Annotated in this window: 15 protein-coding genes and 8 tRNA genes; 8 read left to right on the forward strand and 15 right to left on the reverse strand. The window is 41.4% G+C overall.

The annotated features are described in order from the left end of the window. Positions 1–6: 6 nt before the first annotated feature. The 3 genes from nirD to cobA all read right to left on the reverse strand — a co-directional run bounded on the left by nirD (position 7) and on the right by cobA (position 3791). Positions 7–333, reverse strand: coding sequence for a nitrite reductase small subunit NirD (gene nirD, locus HWV03_RS01565; RefSeq protein ID WP_211678194.1), 327 nt, complete (start codon positions 331–333; stop codon positions 7–9). 93 nt (positions 334–426) lie between these two features. Beyond that, positions 427–2961 (reverse strand): nitrite reductase large subunit NirB, encoded by a 2535-nt coding sequence (gene nirB, locus HWV03_RS01570; protein WP_211678195.1) that lies wholly within the window; start codon positions 2959–2961, stop codon positions 427–429. Positions 2962–2972: 11 nt separating this feature from the next. Then, complete coding sequence (gene cobA, locus HWV03_RS01575; RefSeq protein WP_211678196.1) at positions 2973–3791, reverse strand: uroporphyrinogen-III C-methyltransferase; 819 nt, start codon at positions 3789–3791, stop codon at positions 2973–2975. Between the two features lie 397 nt (positions 3792–4188). Between cobA and HWV03_RS01580 the strand changes: the two genes are divergently transcribed. The 4 genes from HWV03_RS01580 (at position 4189) to HWV03_RS01595 (ending at position 10078) form a co-directional block, all read left to right on the forward strand. Continuing rightward, positions 4189–6378: a molybdopterin oxidoreductase family protein gene (locus HWV03_RS01580; RefSeq protein WP_211678197.1), complete on the forward strand. Its 2190-nt coding sequence runs from the start codon at positions 4189–4191 to the stop codon at positions 6376–6378. Positions 6379–6414: 36 nt separating this feature from the next. After that, on the forward strand, positions 6415–8316 hold the full coding sequence (locus HWV03_RS01585; RefSeq protein ID WP_211678198.1) for a DmsC/YnfH family molybdoenzyme membrane anchor subunit: 1902 nt from the start codon (positions 6415–6417) through the stop codon (positions 8314–8316). Positions 8317–8768: 452 nt separating this feature from the next. Further along, positions 8769–9632 carry an RNA polymerase sigma factor RpoH gene (gene rpoH, locus HWV03_RS01590; protein ID WP_211678199.1) on the forward strand — a complete coding sequence of 288 codons (864 nt, stop codon included), beginning with the start codon at positions 8769–8771 and terminating at the stop codon, positions 9630–9632. Between the two features lie 107 nt (positions 9633–9739). Further along, on the forward strand, positions 9740–10078 hold the full coding sequence (locus tag HWV03_RS01595) for a hypothetical protein (RefSeq protein ID WP_211678200.1): 339 nt from the start codon (positions 9740–9742) through the stop codon (positions 10076–10078). A gap of 99 nt (positions 10079–10177) precedes the next feature. On the opposite strand, the gene HWV03_RS01600 is transcribed toward HWV03_RS01595, so the two are convergent. Beyond that, positions 10178–10969, reverse strand: coding sequence for a RelA/SpoT domain-containing protein (locus HWV03_RS01600; protein WP_211673789.1), 792 nt, complete (start codon positions 10967–10969; stop codon positions 10178–10180). A 267-nt stretch (positions 10970–11236) separates the two neighbouring features. Between HWV03_RS01600 and HWV03_RS01605 the strand changes: the two genes are divergently transcribed. Continuing rightward, entirely contained in the window at positions 11237–11881 is a 645-nt protein-coding gene (locus tag HWV03_RS01605; RefSeq protein ID WP_211678201.1) for an OmpA family protein, read from the forward strand. Between the two features lie 221 nt (positions 11882–12102). Here HWV03_RS01605 and HWV03_RS01610 read toward each other — a convergent pair. From HWV03_RS01610 to mutY, 11 genes are all read right to left on the reverse strand, one after another. Then, positions 12103–12178: transfer RNA gene (locus tag HWV03_RS01610), tRNA-Asn, on the reverse strand. Positions 12179–12184: 6 nt separating this feature from the next. Beyond that, positions 12185–12260: transfer RNA gene (locus HWV03_RS01615), tRNA-Phe, on the reverse strand. Positions 12261–12263: 3 nt separating this feature from the next. Next, positions 12264–12339, reverse strand: a tRNA-Thr gene (locus HWV03_RS01620). Positions 12340–12389: 50 nt separating this feature from the next. Next, a tRNA-Phe gene (locus HWV03_RS01625) sits at positions 12390–12465 on the reverse strand. A 3-nt stretch (positions 12466–12468) separates the two neighbouring features. Further along, a tRNA-Thr gene (locus tag HWV03_RS01630) sits at positions 12469–12544 on the reverse strand. Positions 12545–12601: 57 nt separating this feature from the next. Beyond that, a tRNA-Phe gene (locus HWV03_RS01635) sits at positions 12602–12677 on the reverse strand. 3 nt (positions 12678–12680) lie between these two features. Then, positions 12681–12756 (reverse strand) — tRNA-Thr (locus tag HWV03_RS01640). A gap of 78 nt (positions 12757–12834) precedes the next feature. After that, a tRNA-Phe gene (locus tag HWV03_RS01645) sits at positions 12835–12910 on the reverse strand. A gap of 125 nt (positions 12911–13035) precedes the next feature. Continuing rightward, complete coding sequence (locus HWV03_RS01650) at positions 13036–14193, reverse strand: murein transglycosylase domain-containing protein (protein WP_211678202.1); 1158 nt, start codon at positions 14191–14193, stop codon at positions 13036–13038. Positions 14194–14257: 64 nt separating this feature from the next. Continuing rightward, positions 14258–14527: an oxidative damage protection protein gene (locus HWV03_RS01655; protein ID WP_067045706.1), complete on the reverse strand. Its 270-nt coding sequence runs from the start codon at positions 14525–14527 to the stop codon at positions 14258–14260. 1 nt (position 14528) lies between these two features. Beyond that, positions 14529–15602 (reverse strand): A/G-specific adenine glycosylase, encoded by a 1074-nt coding sequence (mutY, locus tag HWV03_RS01660; protein WP_211678203.1) that lies wholly within the window; start codon positions 15600–15602, stop codon positions 14529–14531. A 151-nt stretch (positions 15603–15753) separates the two neighbouring features. Here mutY and trmB point away from each other — a divergent pair, with 151 nt between their 5' ends. From trmB to glsB, 3 genes are all read left to right on the forward strand, one after another. Beyond that, positions 15754–16479, forward strand: a complete 726-nt coding sequence (gene trmB, locus HWV03_RS01665) for a tRNA (guanosine(46)-N7)-methyltransferase TrmB (RefSeq protein ID WP_211673793.1) — start codon at positions 15754–15756, stop codon at positions 16477–16479. Positions 16480–16491: 12 nt separating this feature from the next. Further along, positions 16492–16830, forward strand: coding sequence for a YggL 50S ribosome-binding family protein (locus HWV03_RS01670; RefSeq protein ID WP_211673794.1), 339 nt, complete (start codon positions 16492–16494; stop codon positions 16828–16830). 162 nt (positions 16831–16992) lie between these two features. Next, positions 16993–17910, forward strand: coding sequence for a glutaminase B (gene glsB, locus HWV03_RS01675; RefSeq protein ID WP_211673795.1), 918 nt, complete (start codon positions 16993–16995; stop codon positions 17908–17910). Positions 17911–18068 lie beyond the last annotated feature (158 nt).

Genomic DNA, 18068 nt, shown 5'->3' on the forward strand with positions numbered 1-18068 from the left:
TATCTTTTATGCTGACACTTCTACAATACCATCAGTGACTCGTATCTCATATACGGGTACCGATAAAGTCTCATTTTCAAGACATACACCTGTGATTAGGCTGAAATGTTCTTTATAAAGTGGTGATGAAACGGTTAATACATCTTTCACAGAAGTAATTAGACCGCGTGATAATACGTTGGCTTTACTGGCTGGGCAGTAGTTATCAATCGCAAATAGTTGATCTGTTTTACGGTCAAAGAAAATTGCAACTTGCTTATCGTTAACTAATGCACACACACCTGTATCGGGTGTTAGCTTGTCTTTTGCAATAATAGGAGTCCAATTAGTCATAATAAATCCTTACATCTTGTTTTAGCAGGTGTCGCCACCTGCTAATTGTTGGTTATATATTGATAAATAGTCGTGTGAGTCGTCAGGTAATCGTTAGCTCACTTCAACAATTTCGATGAGACCTTCACGTTCTGCAGGTGTCGCAGGGCGGATCTGGTCACGAACTTCAACAAACTGAACCGCATTGTCTTTTTCTTCAGAGTTAATGAAGTGTTTAAAGCGGATAAGTTTTTCAGGGCTTTCAATCGTTGTTTTCCACTCACATTGGTAGTTACCAATATTCGCTTCCATTTCACTTTCGAGCTCTGCGGCAAGACCAAGTTTGTCGTTAATAACCACTTCTTTAAGGTAATCTAATCCACCTTCAAGATTTTCTAACCAAACTGATGTACGTTGTAGGCGGTCTGCTGTGCGTATATAGAACATCAATACGCGGTCAACATATTTGTACAGTGTTTCAGTATCGAGGTCAGTTGCAAATAAGTCTGCATGACGAGGGCGCATACCACCGTTACCACAGACATATAGACCCCAACCGCCTTCTGTCGCGATGATACCAATATCTTTACTTTGTGCTTCGGCACACTCACGTGTACAACCTGATACCGCAAATTTAAGTTTGTGGGGAGAGCGTAAACCTTTATAACGGTTTTCGATGTCGATCGCTAAACCAACACTGTCCTTTACGCCGTAACGACACCAAGTACTACCAACACATGATTTAACCGTACGTACGGATTTACCGTAGGCATGACCAGTTTCAAAACCTTCATCGACTAACCATTTCCAAATTTCAGGTAATTCGTGAAGTTGTGCACCGAATAAATCAATACGCTGACCACCGGTAATTTTTGTATAGAGGTTATATTCTTTGGCAATTTGACCTAATACAATTAATTTATCAGGGGTGATTTCACCACCGGCAATACGCGGTACGATAGAGTAAGTACCGTCTTTTTGCATGTTACCTAAGTAAACGTCGTTTACATCCTGTAGACCAAGATGATCGTCTTCTAAGATATAGTCATTCCAGAATGAAGCTAGAATATTAGCTACTGTTGGACGACAAACTTCACAACCATGGCCAGAACCAAACTCGGTGATTAATGCTTCGAACGTTTTGATACGTTTAACGCGCACTATGTCAGCCAGTTCGGCACGTGAGTACGGGAAATGCTCACAAAGGTCGGTATTAACTTCCACCCCCATGTTTTCCAGTTCAGCGTTAAGAACCTGAGTTGCTAATGCGTTACAACCACCACAACCAGTACAGGCTTTAGTGATAGATTTGATATCACCGAGGTTGGTTGCGCCATCCTGTACTGCAGCACATATTTGACCTTTAGTGACATCAAGACATGAACAGATAACGGCTGAATCAGGGAGAGCATCAATCCCCATCGTGACTGCACCACCTTCTGCTGGTGGGACTAACATATTCTCAGGTGCTCCTGGAATATCCATGTCGTTTAAATAAATTTGTAACCAAGTACCGTAATCTTCCGCTTCACCAACCATGACCGCGCCAAGCAGTTTCTTACCACATTCGCTGATAACCAGCTTTTTGTAAACTTGGTCTGCTTCATTGGTGAATACATAATTTTGTGCGCCTTCGGCATTGCCATGCGCATCACCGATACTGGCGACGTCAACACCAAGCAGTTTCAACTTGGTACTCATATCTGCACCAGTGAACGCAAGATTACCTGCACCAACAATTTGGTCTACAGCGACTTTCGCCATTTGGTAACCCGGAGCCACAAGACCAAAGATACGCCCTTGCCATAACGCACATTCGCCAATCGCGAAAATACTTTCGTCAGAGGTTAAACATTGATCATTAATTTGAATACCACCACGTTCGCCTAATTGTAGGTCGAAAGAACGCGCTAGTTCATCTTGCGGGCGTATACCAGCAGAGAAGATGATCATATCGGTTTCAACGTGAGAACCGTCAGCAAAGTTCATGCGGTAGCGACACGTTTCACCTTTAACAATTTCTTTGGTATTTTTTTCTGTGTGTACGTTTACGCCTAACGCTTCAATTTTGTCACGAAGAATTTTGCCGCCACCATCGTCAACTTGCACTGCCATTAGGCGAGGTGCGAATTCAACAACATGGGTTTCTAAACCTAATTGTTTGATTGCATTTGCAGCTTCAAGACCCAGTAGACCACCACCGATAACCACACCCACTTTACTTTCTTTTGCCGATGCAGTGATGTCTTCAAGATCGTTAATTGTACGGTAAACAAGACAATGGTCTTGGTCTTTACCTGGAATTGGCGGCACGAACGGATATGAACCTGTCGCGAGTACTAATTTGTCGTAATTTTCGACACGACCTTGTGCTGTTGTTACTGTTTTAGCGGCTTTATCAATACCAACAACTTTATCGTTTACAAAGTACTGAACGCCATTGTCGTCATAGTATTCTGGCGACGTCATCATTAAGTCATCAGCTGTTTTACCGCTGAAATAAGCACTTAATTGAACACGATCATAAGCAAGGCGAGATTCTTCACTAAATGTGGTAATTTGCACTTCACCCATCTTTTCTTGCTGAATAAATTGGTCAATGAAATGGTGACCTACCATGCCGTTACCGACAACTATAATTCTTTTCATGACATGCTCCGTTATGCGCTTAATTCTTGATTTGTTGCCGCTTGCTCTAGATCTCTCCAGCTCAGTTGCTCTGCAAGAGAGACAACTTTACCGATCACGATCAGGCTAGGGCTTTGTAATTGGTGTTCAATCGCGAGTGTTGGCAATGTAGCTACTGTGCCAACAAATTCTCTTTGTTGTGGTGTCGAGCCGTTTTCTATCAAGGCTGCAGGTGTATCACTGGCTAAACCATGACTGATAAGTTGCGCTGAGATTTCAGCTAATTTACCGAGTCCCATATAGAACACTAAGGTGTGTTCAAGGTGTGCAAGCTGCGACCAATTTAGGTCTAGCTGGCCATCTTTTAGGTGTCCAGTGATAAAGGTACAGCCTGTTGATAAACCTCTGTGGGTTAACGGGATCCCTGCGTAGGCGGTACAGCCTGATGCCGCTGTTACGCCGGGCACGACGGTTGTTTTTATATCGTGGGCATGGAGCACAAGTTGTTCTTCACTACCGCGGCCAAATACAAACGGGTCACCGCCTTTTAGACGACAAATATTCAGACCTTGTTTAGCTTTATCGACCATGAATAAATTCAACTGATCTTGTGGAATACAATGGTCTGCTTTTTTCTTACCCACATAAATAGCTTTGGTATGGGTTGGAAATAACGCTCTAATTTCGTGGCTAACCAAGTTATCAAACAAGATCAGGTCGGCATTCTCAATTGCTTTTAATGCTTTTAGTGTGAGTAACTCTGGATCCCCCGGACCTGCTCCTACTAATGCCACTTGACCTAGCGTGTTGTTATTTTTTGATTGCGCTTTGGTAATTAATTCAACTGTCATGACTCACATCCCTGTAGTACTGCTCTGTACTTACTAACGCAAAGACAATGCCAACTCTGTAGGGTGGTCGTTAGTTATTGATATTTAAGGTTTTGTTTATATGCCTTGTTTTATATAAGGGTTTTTAGATGATTAAGTACTGTGATGTTGCACCAGTTTTTTCATTCACGCACAGCCATGGTGCAGTTAAGTTGGAGTTGTTGAGAACAGATGTCGTTAAAATGGTGGAACGTGTGGGTAAATGACAGGAAGAACTCTGTGTTTATGCAGTTAAAGAAGAACATCATCCTTTTTATGGTGAATTAAAGTAAGGTGGCTTAGTTATTGCTCACCTGTATTTATAACAAAGTTATAAAAACAATAAACAATGTGTTGAGCAATTCAATGGAGACGTCTTATGATTTTCGGACGCAAGGATCAAAAGCCTATTCGTATTGCGGATAAGCAGGTAAAAGAATGGAAATATACAACGTGTGGGTATTGTTCTACAGGTTGTTCTATCGAGATCGGTATGAATGAGCAAGGGAATGCTGTTGCGAGTCGAGGCGTTGCTGATGCTGATGTCAACAGAGGTAAATTGTGTATTAAAGGTATCTTTGAGCATGAATTATTTGACGCGGCGGGCCGAGGTAATAATCCGCTTGTGCGTGATCACATTCATGATCAGTATAAAGAAACGAGTTGGGACAGTGCGCTCGATACCATGGGCGATAAAATTAAAGCGATTCAAGCGCAATACGGTAAAGACTCATTTGCGATTGTTTCTACTGGGCAGTTGTTAACCGAAGAGTTTTATACTTTAGGTAAATTAGCGCGAGGCTGTATAGGCACGAACAATTACGATGGTAATACAACTTTATGTATGGCCTCCGCCGTATCGGGTTATAAACGTTCATTTGGTTCGGATGGGCCTCCCGGTTGTTACGATGATTTCTCACACACCGATTGCCTTATTGCCTGGGGTTCTAACCTACCAGAGCAGCACCCGGTTATTTATTGGCGTTTAAAAGAAGCCAAAGAACAACGTAACTTCCCGCTTATCGTGGTTGATCCACGTGTCACTATGCTTGCACAGTTTGCTGATATTCATTTACCCATTAGTCCTGGTACCGATATCGTATTACAAAATTCATTAATGCACGTGATCTTAAAAGAAGGTCTAGAAGATAAAGACTATATTGAAAAATACACGAATGGCATTGAAGAGTTAAGAGCATGCGTCGAAGATTTTGACCCAACGTCAGCAGCTAAAATATGTGGTATTGATGAAGATACTATTCGTCATGTAGCCCGTTTATTTGCCAAAGCGGGTCGTGCAATGAGTATCTGGACGATGGGGCTTAATCAAAGTACTCACGGTAGTGATGCTATCACGGGTTGTAATTCATTATCTCTTATTACTGGTAACATTGGAGTGCCCGGTGGTACTAGTTTGTCTATTACAGGCCAATGTAATGCAATGGGCACTCGTGAGTGGTCTTCTTGTTCGGGCCTACCAGGTTATCGTTTACTAGAGAAGGAAAAGGACCGTAACGATATTGCTGATTTTTGGGGCATCGACCCTGAATTCTTCCCGAAAAAACGTGGTTTAGCACAAACCGATATTTTCCCTGCTATTGAAACGGGTCAAATTAAAGGCCTATGGCTGGTGGCTACCAACCCAATGACGTCGATGCCTAATACCTCGCGTATTCGTAAAACATTAGAGAAGTTAGATTTCTTAGTGGTGCAGGATGCGTATCAAGACGTAGAAACCACCCAATATGCACACATGTTTTTACCTGCAGCGGTATGGGCAGAAAAAGAGGGGGTATTCACCAATACCGAGCGCCGCGTTAACCGCGTGAGTAATGTGCAAGCACCAAAAGGTAACTCTAAATCTGACTTTTGGATCTTCTCTGAATTATCTAAACGTTTTGAAAATGGTCAAAAAATCACTTTTCCTGTGACGACTGAAGAAGCATTTGAAGAAATGAAAGCGTTGTCCAAAGGCGCTGGGCGTAATCTTGATATTTCCGGTATGACTTACGAAAAGATTGAAAAAGCACGTGGTATTCAATGGCCCTTCCGTGAAGGAGATGAAAGCAATACTGGTAATCCGCGTTTATATAGTGATGGCGTGTTCCCAACCCCTACGGGTAAAGCGAATCTTATTCCACTGCCTTGGATTGATAATAATGAACACCCCTGCGATGAATACCCATTCTGGTTAAACAGTGGCCGTGTGGTTGAACATTTTCATACCCGTACGCGTACCGGTAAAATGGGTAATCTCAACAAATATAGCCCAACGCCGTATATGGAAATGAATCCAGACGCTGCAGCTAAGCTTGGTATCAAACATCAAAGTTATGTACGTTTGGCTTCGCGTCGTGGTGATGCGGTGGTCATGGTGCAATTAACGCAGCGCGTCGCACCAAACGCGGTATTTATTCCATTCCATTTCCATGATTGTGTTAATCGCTTGTCGTTAGGTCTACTTGATCCGCATTCTCGTCAGCCTGCATTTAAGCAGAGTTCAATTCGTATTGAACATGTAGACCAGAAACTGGCGGCTAAAATGAACCGCGAACGACGTACGTACTAAGTTAAGCGCAACGCGATAACATAAGAGGGATAAATTATGTTAGATAAATTAGAACAGTTTAGAGACCGCCTTGATCAAATAGGTGCGGCAGAAAAACCGGTTGTTAAAGATGGTACGCCTATCTTTGAACAACGTGTTGGTGAGCAACATTACGCAAAATTATCAGATGTAGAAATATTTGATGTTAATACATACGGTAAAAAAATTGACTTAATCGAACGTACCGAAGGGAAGCTACCCGTTGGTCGTTCAATGAATATTAATGAAAATAAAGCGGTAGGTGATAACCCTAATCGTAATAAACAGCATGCTTTCCACTTTACTGCGGATAACTGTATTGGTTGTCATGCTTGTGAGGCCGCGTGTAGTGAAAAAAATGACAACCCTGCACATATTGCCTTCCGTAGTGTTGGTTATGTCGAGAGTGGTAGCTATCCGGATTACAAACGTATTAATATTTCAATGGCGTGTAACCATTGTGATGATCCGGTTTGTCTAAAAGGTTGTCCGACCAAAGCTTATACCAAACACGTTGAATACGGAGCTGTGTTACAAGACCCTGATACTTGTTTTGGCTGTGGTTATTGTACTTGGGTTTGTCCATATAATGCCCCACAACTTGATCCAATTAAAGGTCAGGTAACAAAATGTAATATGTGTGTAGACCGTTTGGAAGTCGGGTTAAAACCGGCGTGTGTCTCTGCATGTCTCGGTAATGCACTTAACTTTGGTGTGGTGGAAAATACACCTGAGAACCGTATTCAGGCGAAAACATCTATTCCGGGCTTTCCTGATCCCAGTATTACCAATCCGAATATTCGTTTCCAGCAGACCACCAGTACTCAGCGTGAAATGACGCGTACTGATAACATGCCACTTAAATACCATAAACAAGATGATGGGTCATTCCGCTCTGTTGTGGATGAAAAAGACGGTAAAGAGCAATCGTGGAATCTGGGACGCTTGAGTTCACGTGAAAACCCATTGGTGATATTCACACTTTTTTCACAAGCTGCGATGGGTGCATTTGCGCTTATTTTCCTTGGCCCATTACTGGGTATTGAAAGCTTAACTGGATTTTCAGAATCAGGCGCGGGTTTATCATTGCTGGTTATATTAATGGCGATGCAAGCTATCGGCTTATTAATGTCGACACTTCATCTTGGTAAACCTAAGCGCTTTTATCGTGGCTTTAACAACTTAGCACACTCTCCTGTCAGTCGAGAGGGCTTAGGCGTGGCCTTATTCTTTGGGTTCATGGGGGCATTTACTTTCTTCCAAGGTGTAGCATGGTTCTTTGATATGCACTTCTTTACTTATGTAGCGTCACTCTTTGGTGCACTGGCGTTAGTGGGTACCACGGGAGGCTTGTACTACATGTACCGCAGTTATCGTATTAAGGCGCGTCCGTTCTGGGATCATTGGCAAACTGCTTGTTCGTTTGTTGGTTCTGCAATCGCACTTGGCACGCTATTAACGGCATTCGTCGCTGTGATCGGTGGCGCTGAGCTTTATCCATTACTGACTGAGTTAGCACCTATTGCAATCACGGGTTTAGTGATTGAAGCGTTTGGCCTTTATTCACATGCGAAACATCTCAATGTAGAGCAGGGGGAAGGTGCAGCTTCGCATTATGTACAATGCACAACATTTGGTAAAACGTATAAATTACGTAATCTTACTGTTGCCATTAATATCTTTGTAGTAACTTTACTGGCACTATTCGCGCCATCAGGTTTGTTAAGCCTGTTATGGTTATTGCCAATTGCATCAATTGCATTAGCGTCAACTGTAAGCCGAGCGCTGTTTTATGTACTTGTTATTCCGACCACAATGCCAGGTGCATTTTTCTGGAAAAATAAAGGCTTTGAGCAGCATGCGCGTGATGTTGGTTTAGCAGATATGCCACAAGTTGGTGTTATACCTGACTTACACTAATAGACTGTATTTGGCTTGTAGTACATGGTATCTGACTTGGAATAAATTGTAGGAAGGTGTGATGAGGGCAGCGCTTGCTGCTCTTTTTATTTTGAAAAGAATACTAATTTAGAGACGTTTAGCGAAGTATTGAATCTTATCGATAAGTTAAAGTCATACTAAAGTATTAGCATTAGCCGATTGATTTATTTTAATTTGTCATGCTATTGTAATTTTCTGTAATTAAACTAGAGCTTTGATAATCTAGGGTTAAACTAGATTGTACATAAATAATACAGCCATCGATAAGGTAACTGTTTTTTTAGTTATTTATCAGCAAGCTGAATTTTAAATATTAAATAGTCAATATTATATATTTTATTTGTGGGGTTACGCGGATTATCGAATTTGTCGATAAGCATTAGTCGTGATAAGATCTCGCGGATTAATGTGTAATAACGGGAGAGTTGTTGATGAGCAAAGATATGCAAAGTATGGCATTAGTTCCTCAGGGGAGCATTGAAGCCTATATCCAAGGTGTGAATAGTATTCCAATGTTGACTGCTGAACAAGAAAAGGAACTAGGCGAACGCTTGCAGAATGAAGGTGATGTCGATGCTGCACGTCAGTTAATCATGTCGCATTTGCGCTTTGTTGTTCACGTTGCTCGTGGTTACGCAGGTTATGGCCTTTCTCAAGCGGATCTTATCCAGGAAGGTAATATCGGCTTAATGAAGGCTGTAAAACGATTTAATCCTGCTGTTGGCGTAAGACTGGTGTCTTTTGCTGTACATTGGGTGAAAGCGGAAATTCATGAATTTGTACTGCGTAATTGGCGAGTAGTGAAAGTTGCGACGACTAAAGCGCAACGTAAACTATTCTTTAATCTACGTAAATCAAAAAAACGCTTAGGCTGGTTTACCAATGCTGAAGTGCAAACCGTTGCTGAGACCCTTGGCGTTTCGACTAAAGATGTAGTTGAAATGGAATCAAGAATGTCTTACTCAGATCAAGCATTTGATCTGTATGCTGATGATGATAGCGATAAAGATTCAGGTTCAATGAGTTTTTCGCCAGCTCAGTATTTAGAAGATAACGCTTCGGATGTTGCACAACAAGTTGAACGTGAAAACTGGGATGAAAGTGCATCTCAGCGTTTAACTAACGCAATTTCTGAATTAGATGACCGTAGTCAAGATATCGTTAAATCTCGTTGGTTAGCGGAAGACAAAGCAACACTGCAACACTTAGCTAATCGTTATGGTGTTTCTGCAGAACGCGTACGTCAGTTAGAAAAAAATGCAATGAAAAAACTGCGAGAGTTTATTGCAGAATAACGAGCACACAGAATTGTTAAAAATGAGGTCTCCAATGGAGACCTCATTTTTTTTGGCAAGAAAATAAATAAACGTTTAATTGTATTTGATTATAGATGGAAAGAAACATGAATAGAGATCCCTTATTTGGTTTTCAGGGTAGTGAGCTTAAAAGTTACTTAGAGCGTAATAAGTTAACTGAAGATCAAATTATTTTGGTTTATAACGGGTCTGGAATGACACATGAATATAACCTAGCACAAGTTGTAATACCGGAAGAAGGCAAGCAAAAAAGGATTGTTGTGCGACTCTTAAATAGCGGTGAAGAGGTTACCTTCTTCCGCACAGGTAAAAGTGTCCTGAAGAAAAGTGCGCATTTTAAAGTGATGCCTATGGTACCTTGGTTAATGACACGTTTTGGGTTGCAAGATCAAATTCGATTTAACTGGAAGTGGGGTTATGCATAAACCCTCGCGTTAAGTTTAGAAGAGAGTTGGCCCAATCATGAGTGTTATGATTGGGCCCTTTGTAACTAAGACATGCTAACTCTGATATGTTAATAAGCATTATGCCATCTGTTTAAAGCTAGTCTTTAGTTCAACCATTAACTGTTGTTGCCAAGCCACTTGGTATAAATTGCTCGATTCTTCTTTTAACTGCGCAACTTTAAATAACTCAATTTCAGATATTTCACGTTGCTGCTGTTTGGCATTATGGTTGATTTCTTGGATCTTGGCGTAATTGTCATGTTCAGGACCATTCTTAATTGCTTCAATACGATCTACATGTAACTGCACTTCTACTATCATCTGTGTTTTTGGTAATCGTACTAATAAATTTATATCACGGTAACCATTTTGTTTTGGACTGTTAAAACGGTTTTTCACTTGGATGATATCGGTTTCTTGTTCAAGTAATTCATAAGCACTGAGTAATTCATGGCTGTTTTTGGCTACAAGCGAGCTACGGGCTAAATCGGTAATTTTCTCTACTGCGCCATCATGTTTGTTGGCAATCTTAGCTTTTGCTCTTTCAATACTTTTGATTGCAGGAATCACAGCACTTGTCTGTGACATTAATGCGATTTGTTGAGTTAGGGTCGCTAACTCATCTTGTGCTGATTCAGCTAATGAATAAAGTGAGTCAAAATCGCTGTAAGGTTGCATGATATTGCTGCTGCTAATATCAGACAATTGATAAAGTCCGGCTAAGTCTTTGCTTATTTGTGTGCGAACTCGGTTAGTTGCACTGCCGTTATTAGAGGTTTGACTAAGGCTAAGCATGGTCGCGGCTTCAAGCGGCGCTTTACCTGCTAGCATTAATACTAAAATTAATGATGTTCTGAGAAAGCTATACATAGGTATCCTTTTTGAGAAAAAGCATTTGCATCATTGTATGCTGATACTTAGTAATAGATGAGTGCGCCCAGTCACAATTCAAGGTGAGGCAGTGTAAAGCTGTGTAAGAAGTGACGAAGCTTGGCGAATAGTGAGAGTGATATCACTTATTCACATGGAATCCGTTTATTAACTAGTAAATATGACGGAGCGCTTGTATTTTATTTAAGTTAGCGTGTTCGCGAACACTCATACCCAAATATCGTTTCTATAATTAAGGCTTATTCAATGATGAAAAAAACAATAACTGCAGTAATGATTGTTGCTGCTCTTTCTGGCTGCGCTCGTCAAAATGCGACAACAGGTGAAGACGAAACGAATACCGCAACGAAGTCTGCCATTGGTGGTGCAATTGCAGGTGCATTAATCGGTGCTGCAACGGGCAAGAAAAATGCAGCGATATATGGGGCCGTTGGTGGTGCTGCAATCGGTGGCGGTATTGGTTACTATTTTGATCGTCAAGAAGAAGCATTACGCCAAGAGCTGACGGGGTCTGGTGTGCAAGTTAAGCGTGTTGGTGAAAACGAACTGCAGTTGATTATGGCTAAGGGTATTGGTTTTAAAACCGCGGGTTATAACTTAAGTGACGATATTCACTCAAGCTTAAACAGCGTTGCTAAAATTCTGAATGAGTATCCTAAGTCATCACTACGTATTGTTGGTCATACGGATAGTATAGGCAGTGCTGAGTCGAATTTAACACTCTCTGAGGAGCGTGCTGAATCAGTGAGTGAATACCTTAATAAACGTGGTATTAAATCAGGTCGTTTATCTACGCGTGGTTATGGTGAACGTCGTCCTATTGTGTCAAATAAAACAAAAGATGGTCGTGCTGCGAACCGTCGTGTAGAAATTACTATTACTGCGAGTTAATTAGTTTCAAAACATACAGAGTTACGAGCTGACGTCATATTGATTGTTGTTGGTTGTATCATAAGCCGAACCAAGTGTTCGGTTTTTTGTATTGATAGATTAAAGCGCTTAGCTAATGCAGGAGTAGTATTCATATCAGGATTATTAAATTAAAATACGAGGCAGGACTAAATTTTGGATAAAAAAAGACCCAGTTATATAAATAACTGGGTCTTTTTAATTGGCTCCCCTTGCTAGACTTGAACTAGCGACATATGGATTAACAGTCCACCGTTCTACCAACTGAACTAAAGGGGAATTATTTGGTGCCCGAACCCGGAATTGAACCAGGGACACGAGGATTTTCAATCCTCTGCTCTACCGACTGAGCTATTCGGGCAAATGGTGCCGACTGCCGGAGTCGAACTGGCGACCTACTGATTACAAGTCAGTTGCTCTACCTACTGAGCTAAGTCGGCACTAAATGCTTTTTTATAAAGATAGTGGTATATATCTTTATTTATTAATATGGTGCCCGAACCCGGAATTGAACCAGGGACACGAGGATTTTCAATCCTCTGCTCTACCGACTGAGCTATTCGGGCAAATGGTGCCGACTGCCGGAGTCGAACTGGCGACCTACTGATTACAAGTCAGTTGCTCTACCTACTGAGCTAAGTCGGCACTAAATGCGTTTTAAATAAAGATACCTATTAATGAAATATCTCTACCTTTTAAATATGGTGCCCGAACCCGGAATTGAACCAGGGACACGAGGATTTTCAATCCTCTGCTCTACCGACTGAGCTATTCGGGCAAATGGTGCCGACTGCCGGAGTCGAACTGGCGACCTACTGATTACAAGTCAGTTGCTCTACCTACTGAGCTAAGTCGGCACTAAATGCGTGTCGCATAATATCATCTTCATTTTAAAAAACAAGTCAATATTACACTTTTTTATTCTTTCCAAATTTTGGTGCCCGAACCCGGAATTGAACCAGGGACACGAGGATTTTCAATCCTCTGCTCTACCGACTGAGCTATTCGGGCAATGGAGCGCTATTAAATAGAATTTAGGCCGATCCGTCAACTGTTTCACCCTGTTTAGTGAAAATAATATGCGTTAACCCTATGCGCTGTCTGATTAATCATCAATACGTGTGTTTTGTTGACGTTTAACGGCTAAGTTGACGAAAATGACGGTTTACCTCGTACACATAGTTTTTTATTTCAGCGCGAGACTGCGCATTAGTGAAACTTTGGTAAACCTCATAAGAAGATAAGCCATTTATTATACTTAGTGCTTCATTTTTGTTCTTCGAGAAGGTTTGCAGCATATTTTGAGGTCCAGCAATATAACTTGCTAGCGTGGCATAGTAGCGAGATTTTGGGTTGCTAATATTTTTAAGATACTGTTTATCTAATAGATTTAAATAACTAATGCCGATATCTAGATTGTTATTGTTATTAAATAACCAGTTTGGTTGTGGCTTAAAAGGATATTTCTTTTGTTGATGAAATACATCCCTGCCAATTGAACTTGATATCTGCATTAGGCCAATACGGCCATTGCGATTTAATGCGTAGGGGTTAAACAAGCTATCGACTTGGATCATGGCGGTGACTATGTTGCTATCAATGCCATAGTGTTGCGCTGATTGCTTAATCTGGGCTTGGTAGCGCTGCATGCGCACTCTGGTATGGTTAGCGGTTAACGTAAACGTTACGGCGTCTACCGAGCGACCATTCATCGTTATTTGCTTACGATTATGCTTAATAAGATAGTTAGCATAATGAGAAGCGCGCCAATGCCATTTTATTGATTTCCCCTCATTGTCTTTAACTTGTAGGTAAAGAAAGGGCTTTCCTTTAATTTCAGAGCTGTAGCTGGAGTAGAAATCTGTGTATTTAGGGCGTTCAGGGGCAAGTAGCGTGTATTCAATTGCCTGTTTAAGGTATTGTTGACTATTTGGTTGCGCGAGTGTCTCGACACGGACGCTACCTTGTTGAAAATCGATAATTGAGCGGCTGTGGTAATTGTTGGTATATTTGATATAGCGATAATTCGTCGAAAACGAGTGCTTAGTATCACCCCAAAGTTCGATAACTTGCTGACGATAATTGTCTTTTAAGGTTCTAAGTGCGGTATTGTCTTTTTCGTCGGCTCTTTCTGTTTTAGCGCGGTAATCAGCTTGTTGATAAGATAGGCGCTCTAACGCTTGTGATGCGTTATTAAGACTGGCGAGTTCGACGGAATGTTGATACTCACTCATCGAGCAGGCGGTTAATACACTGCAACTGATAGCGATTAATAGAATACGGAATATAGCCATGTGGATAAACTGTTCTCTGGGTTAAAACTTGCCTAGCGCTAGAGTATCACGCTAGGCAATTGGATTAGGCTTTTGGGGTAAAACCGTCAATGATTACGTCTTCACCTTCAAACAGGTATTTGATCATCTCTTGTTCTAGAAATGCGCGATCATTTTCATCCATCATGTTTAATTTTTTTTCATTCAACAGCATGGTTTGTTTTTGCTGCCATTCTGACCATGCTTCTTGGCAAATATGATCAAAAATACGCTTGCCTACTTCACCTGGGTAAATTTGAAAACGTAAACCTTCCGCTTCTTTTTGTAAGCGTGTGCAGAAAACCATTCTAGCCATGTTATGCCTCTCTCAATGCTTGAGATGTTAATAATTTTTTAGTTGCAGCTGCTAATCCCACAGTTGCCGGTTGCTCTATGTTATACCAAAGAGTCCCTTGAGGTTCCATTATTTGCGTACTTGTTGTGGCATTTATTTTTACTAACAATGGGCTGATATCAAGATGGAAGTGACTGAAAGTGTGTCTAAATCCAGGCAACTCTTGGCTAGTAAACTCACTAATACCAAATTGTGCTAGCTGTTCTTCCAGCGATAAATTGTCATCGCGTTCAGGGAAACACCATAATCCCCCCCAAATACCTGCCGGTGGGCGCTGCTGTAAACACAGTGTAGAACCTTGTTTTAGTAATAACATTTGCACGGTTCTGACTGGGATTGTTTTTTTAGGTTTAGGGGTTGGGAATGCTGTTGGTGTACCCATAGCATGTGCTTTACAATCTTCATTCACTGGGCAAATATCACAATCAGGTCGACTACGGGTGCACACTGTCGCGCCCAGATCCATCATCACCTGATTATAATTAGCGGTTTGTTGTTGCGGTGTCAGTTCTTCTGATAGTGCCCACAGCGTATTTTCAACAGCCTTCTTGCCATACCAACCTTCAATGGCCCCCCAACGTGTTAAAACGCGTTTTACGTTGCCGTCTAATATAGGGTGTGGTTGATCTAACGATAATGACAAAATTGCGCCCGCGGTTGAACGCCCGACACCGGGTAATGCTAATACTTGTTCAAATTCGGTTGGGAACTGGCCTTGATATTCATCGCGGATCAATTGTGCCGCTTTATGTAAATTACGGCCTCGAGCGTAATAACCGAGCCCTGTCCATAAATGTAATACCTCATCTATGTGCGCATTAGCCAAATCGGTAACTGTGGGAAACTTTTCCATAAAAGTGGTGAAATAAGGGATCACAGTGCTGACTTGGGTTTGTTGTAACATCACTTCACTTAACCAAGTAGGGTAAGGTTCGTGGTATTGCTGCCAAGGCAGATCTTTACGACCAAAGTCTTTAAACCAAGCAAGTGCCCGTGGAGCAAATGTGTCTTTATTATTCTCTAATGGCGATTTCATCGGGTATTTTTAGCAAATGTGGGGAGTTTAGGGTGAAATTATGCCACACAAAACTTGCCAAATTCAGCTATCTTTGGATAATGCCCGAATTAATAGATAAATTTATAATGTTTATGGCGATGAAACTGTCATAACGGCGACTGGATAAAAAATGACTGAACATAAAAGAATAGCAGAACCTGAATTAACAGAAGACGGTAAACGTATCCGTAAAGTGAGAAGTTTTGTTTTACGTGAAGGACGTTTAACTAAAGGCCAGGAAGCCGCTATGAAAGATTTTTGGCCGACTATGGGTCTAGATCATGACATGGGCATGCTCGATTTCAATGAGGTTTTCGGTAACGACAACCCAGTAACACTAGAAATCGGTTTTGGTATGGGCGCATCTTTAGTTGAGATGGCAGCTAATTCACCAGAGAAAAACTTTATTGGTATCGAAGTTCATTCTCCTGGTGTAGGTGCATGTTTGATGGCTGCCGGTGAACGTGGAGTAACGAATCTACGTGTATTCTGCCATGATGCTGTTGAAGTTCTAGCGGATTGTATCCCTGACAATGGTCTAGGTGGCATGCAGCTATTCTTCCCTGACCCTTGGCATAAGAAGCGCCATCACAAACGTCGAATTGTACAAGCAGAATTTGCAGAAAGTATTCGCCAAAAACTTAGCTTAGGTGGTATCTTCCATATGGCGACGGACTGGGAAAACTATGCCGAGCATATGATTGAAATAATGGCTGCTGCACCCGGTTATGAAAATACCGCAACAGAAGGGCATTTTGTGCCACGTCCAGATTGGCGTCCATTAACTAAATTCGAACAACGTGGTCACCGTTTAGGGCACGGCGTTTGGGATATTATTTATAAACGTACTAAGTAATTCGAGGTAATAATGGCTAAAAATCGTAATCGTCGTCTACGTAAGAAACTACGTGTAGATGAATTCCAAGAGCTAGGTTTTGATCTTTCTTGGGATTTCCCAGAGGGTACAACTGAAGAGCAGGTTGACGCTATCTTAGATGGTTTCATTGCTGAAGTTATCGATCCAAACAAACTGGCGTTTGCTGCAGACGGAAACTTACAATGGGATGGTATGATTTGTACTGAGACCCACGGTAAATGTACTGAAGAGCAACGTGAAGAAGTGAAAACTTGGTTAGAAGCAAAAGGTGTTAAAAACCTAATTGTTAGCCCATTATTTGATTTGTGGTATGGTGAAGAAGGCGAATAAGCCCATTTACTAGCCACTAAAACCGACTGTTTTTCAGATATATCTCCTTAAACGGTCGGTTATTTGTTGTCTTATTTCTACGCACAGACAATTTCCCTTTTCTTTCATTTTGTTCCCGCTTATCTACAGCACATCGAACACTGCATTTAAAATAGGTTATCTATGCTCTCTAACGCATCTTTAGAAGAACTGCTCGACGAAATACGCCCGTTAATTGGCGAAGGCCATGTTGCCGATTATATACCTGCATTGGCCAATGTGAATCCCAATCAATTGGGAATTGCTGTGTGTATGGCTAACGGTGATGTATTTACAGCGGGTGATGCAGATATACGTTTTTCAATTCAAAGTATTTCGAAAGTATTTGCATTGACTGCGGCATTAACGCGTTTTTCTGAAGATGAGTTATGGACAAGGGTTGGGCGTGAACCTTCTGGGCAAGCATATAATTCACTTATTCAATTAGAGTTTGAAAAAGGAAAACCGCGTAATCCGTTTATTAATGCTGGCGCATTGGTGGTGGCTGATATGTTGCAAAGTCGCCTTTCTGCACCGAAACAACGGATGTTGGAATTACTCCGGAAACTGGCCAACTCGACTGATATCTATATTGATTATGACGTAGCAGATTCTGAATTTGAACACATGGCACGTAATGCCGCTATTGCTTATTTGATGAAATCACACGGCAACTTTAGTAATCATGTCGAAACGGTATTACAGAGCTATTTTAGCTATTGTGCGATTAATATGAATTGCGTGGAATTGGCCACGGCATTTTCATTTTTAGCGAAAAAAGGTATACCTTGTCATCGCAACAAGAGCTTGGTTAGTGAGCGTTGTACTCGCCGCTTAAATGCGTTACTGGCGACATGTGGCTTATATGATGAATCTGGTGACTTTGCTTTCCGGGTTGGTATGCCTGCAAAAAGTGGGGTTGGCGGTGGTATTGCTGCTGTTATTCCTGGGAAATTATCGGTTTGTGTGTGGTCGCCAGAACTGAATGAATCGGGTAATTCATTAGCGGGTACAGCATTGTTAGAATTGTTTAGTGAGCGTTTTGGTCATTCTATTTTCTAACGATCACGGTTACTCGTGGGTGGCTGTTATTCATTGAATTCAGTGATTGAAAAAAAGTAGTTAAATCTAAGTGATTAAAAATAGTAAAAGGGGCGCAATAATTAATTATTGCACCCCTTTTTATTTTCTAGGTACTACATGTGATTTCTACTGCTGCG

Source organism: Moritella sp. 36, from assembly GCF_018219415.1.
Classification (GTDB): domain Bacteria; phylum Pseudomonadota; class Gammaproteobacteria; order Enterobacterales; family Moritellaceae; genus Moritella.

Excerpts from the sequence above, each read along its gene's own strand:
- nirD (WP_211678194.1), bottom strand. The coding sequence starts at position 333 with ATGACTAATTGGACTCCTATTATTGCAAAAGACAAGCTAACACCCGAT.
- nirB (WP_211678195.1), bottom strand. The coding sequence starts at position 2,961 with ATGAAAAGAATTATAGTTGTCGGTAACGGCATGGTAGGTCACCATTTC.
- cobA (WP_211678196.1), bottom strand. The coding sequence starts at position 3,791 with ATGACAGTTGAATTAATTACCAAAGCGCAATCAAAAAATAACAACACG.
- HWV03_RS01580 (WP_211678197.1), top strand. The coding sequence starts at position 4,189 with ATGATTTTCGGACGCAAGGATCAAAAGCCTATTCGTATTGCGGATAAG.
- HWV03_RS01585 (WP_211678198.1), top strand. The coding sequence starts at position 6,415 with ATGTTAGATAAATTAGAACAGTTTAGAGACCGCCTTGATCAAATAGGT.
- rpoH (WP_211678199.1), top strand. The coding sequence starts at position 8,769 with ATGAGCAAAGATATGCAAAGTATGGCATTAGTTCCTCAGGGGAGCATT.
- HWV03_RS01595 (WP_211678200.1), top strand. The coding sequence starts at position 9,740 with ATGAATAGAGATCCCTTATTTGGTTTTCAGGGTAGTGAGCTTAAAAGT.
- HWV03_RS01600 (WP_211673789.1), bottom strand. The coding sequence starts at position 10,969 with ATGTATAGCTTTCTCAGAACATCATTAATTTTAGTATTAATGCTAGCA.
- HWV03_RS01605 (WP_211678201.1), top strand. The coding sequence starts at position 11,237 with ATGATGAAAAAAACAATAACTGCAGTAATGATTGTTGCTGCTCTTTCT.
- HWV03_RS01650 (WP_211678202.1), bottom strand. The coding sequence starts at position 14,193 with ATGGCTATATTCCGTATTCTATTAATCGCTATCAGTTGCAGTGTATTA.
- HWV03_RS01655 (WP_067045706.1), bottom strand. The coding sequence starts at position 14,527 with ATGGCTAGAATGGTTTTCTGCACACGCTTACAAAAAGAAGCGGAAGGT.
- mutY (WP_211678203.1), bottom strand. The coding sequence starts at position 15,602 with ATGAAATCGCCATTAGAGAATAATAAAGACACATTTGCTCCACGGGCA.
- trmB (WP_211673793.1), top strand. The coding sequence starts at position 15,754 with ATGACTGAACATAAAAGAATAGCAGAACCTGAATTAACAGAAGACGGT.
- HWV03_RS01670 (WP_211673794.1), top strand. The coding sequence starts at position 16,492 with ATGGCTAAAAATCGTAATCGTCGTCTACGTAAGAAACTACGTGTAGAT.
- glsB (WP_211673795.1), top strand. The coding sequence starts at position 16,993 with ATGCTCTCTAACGCATCTTTAGAAGAACTGCTCGACGAAATACGCCCG.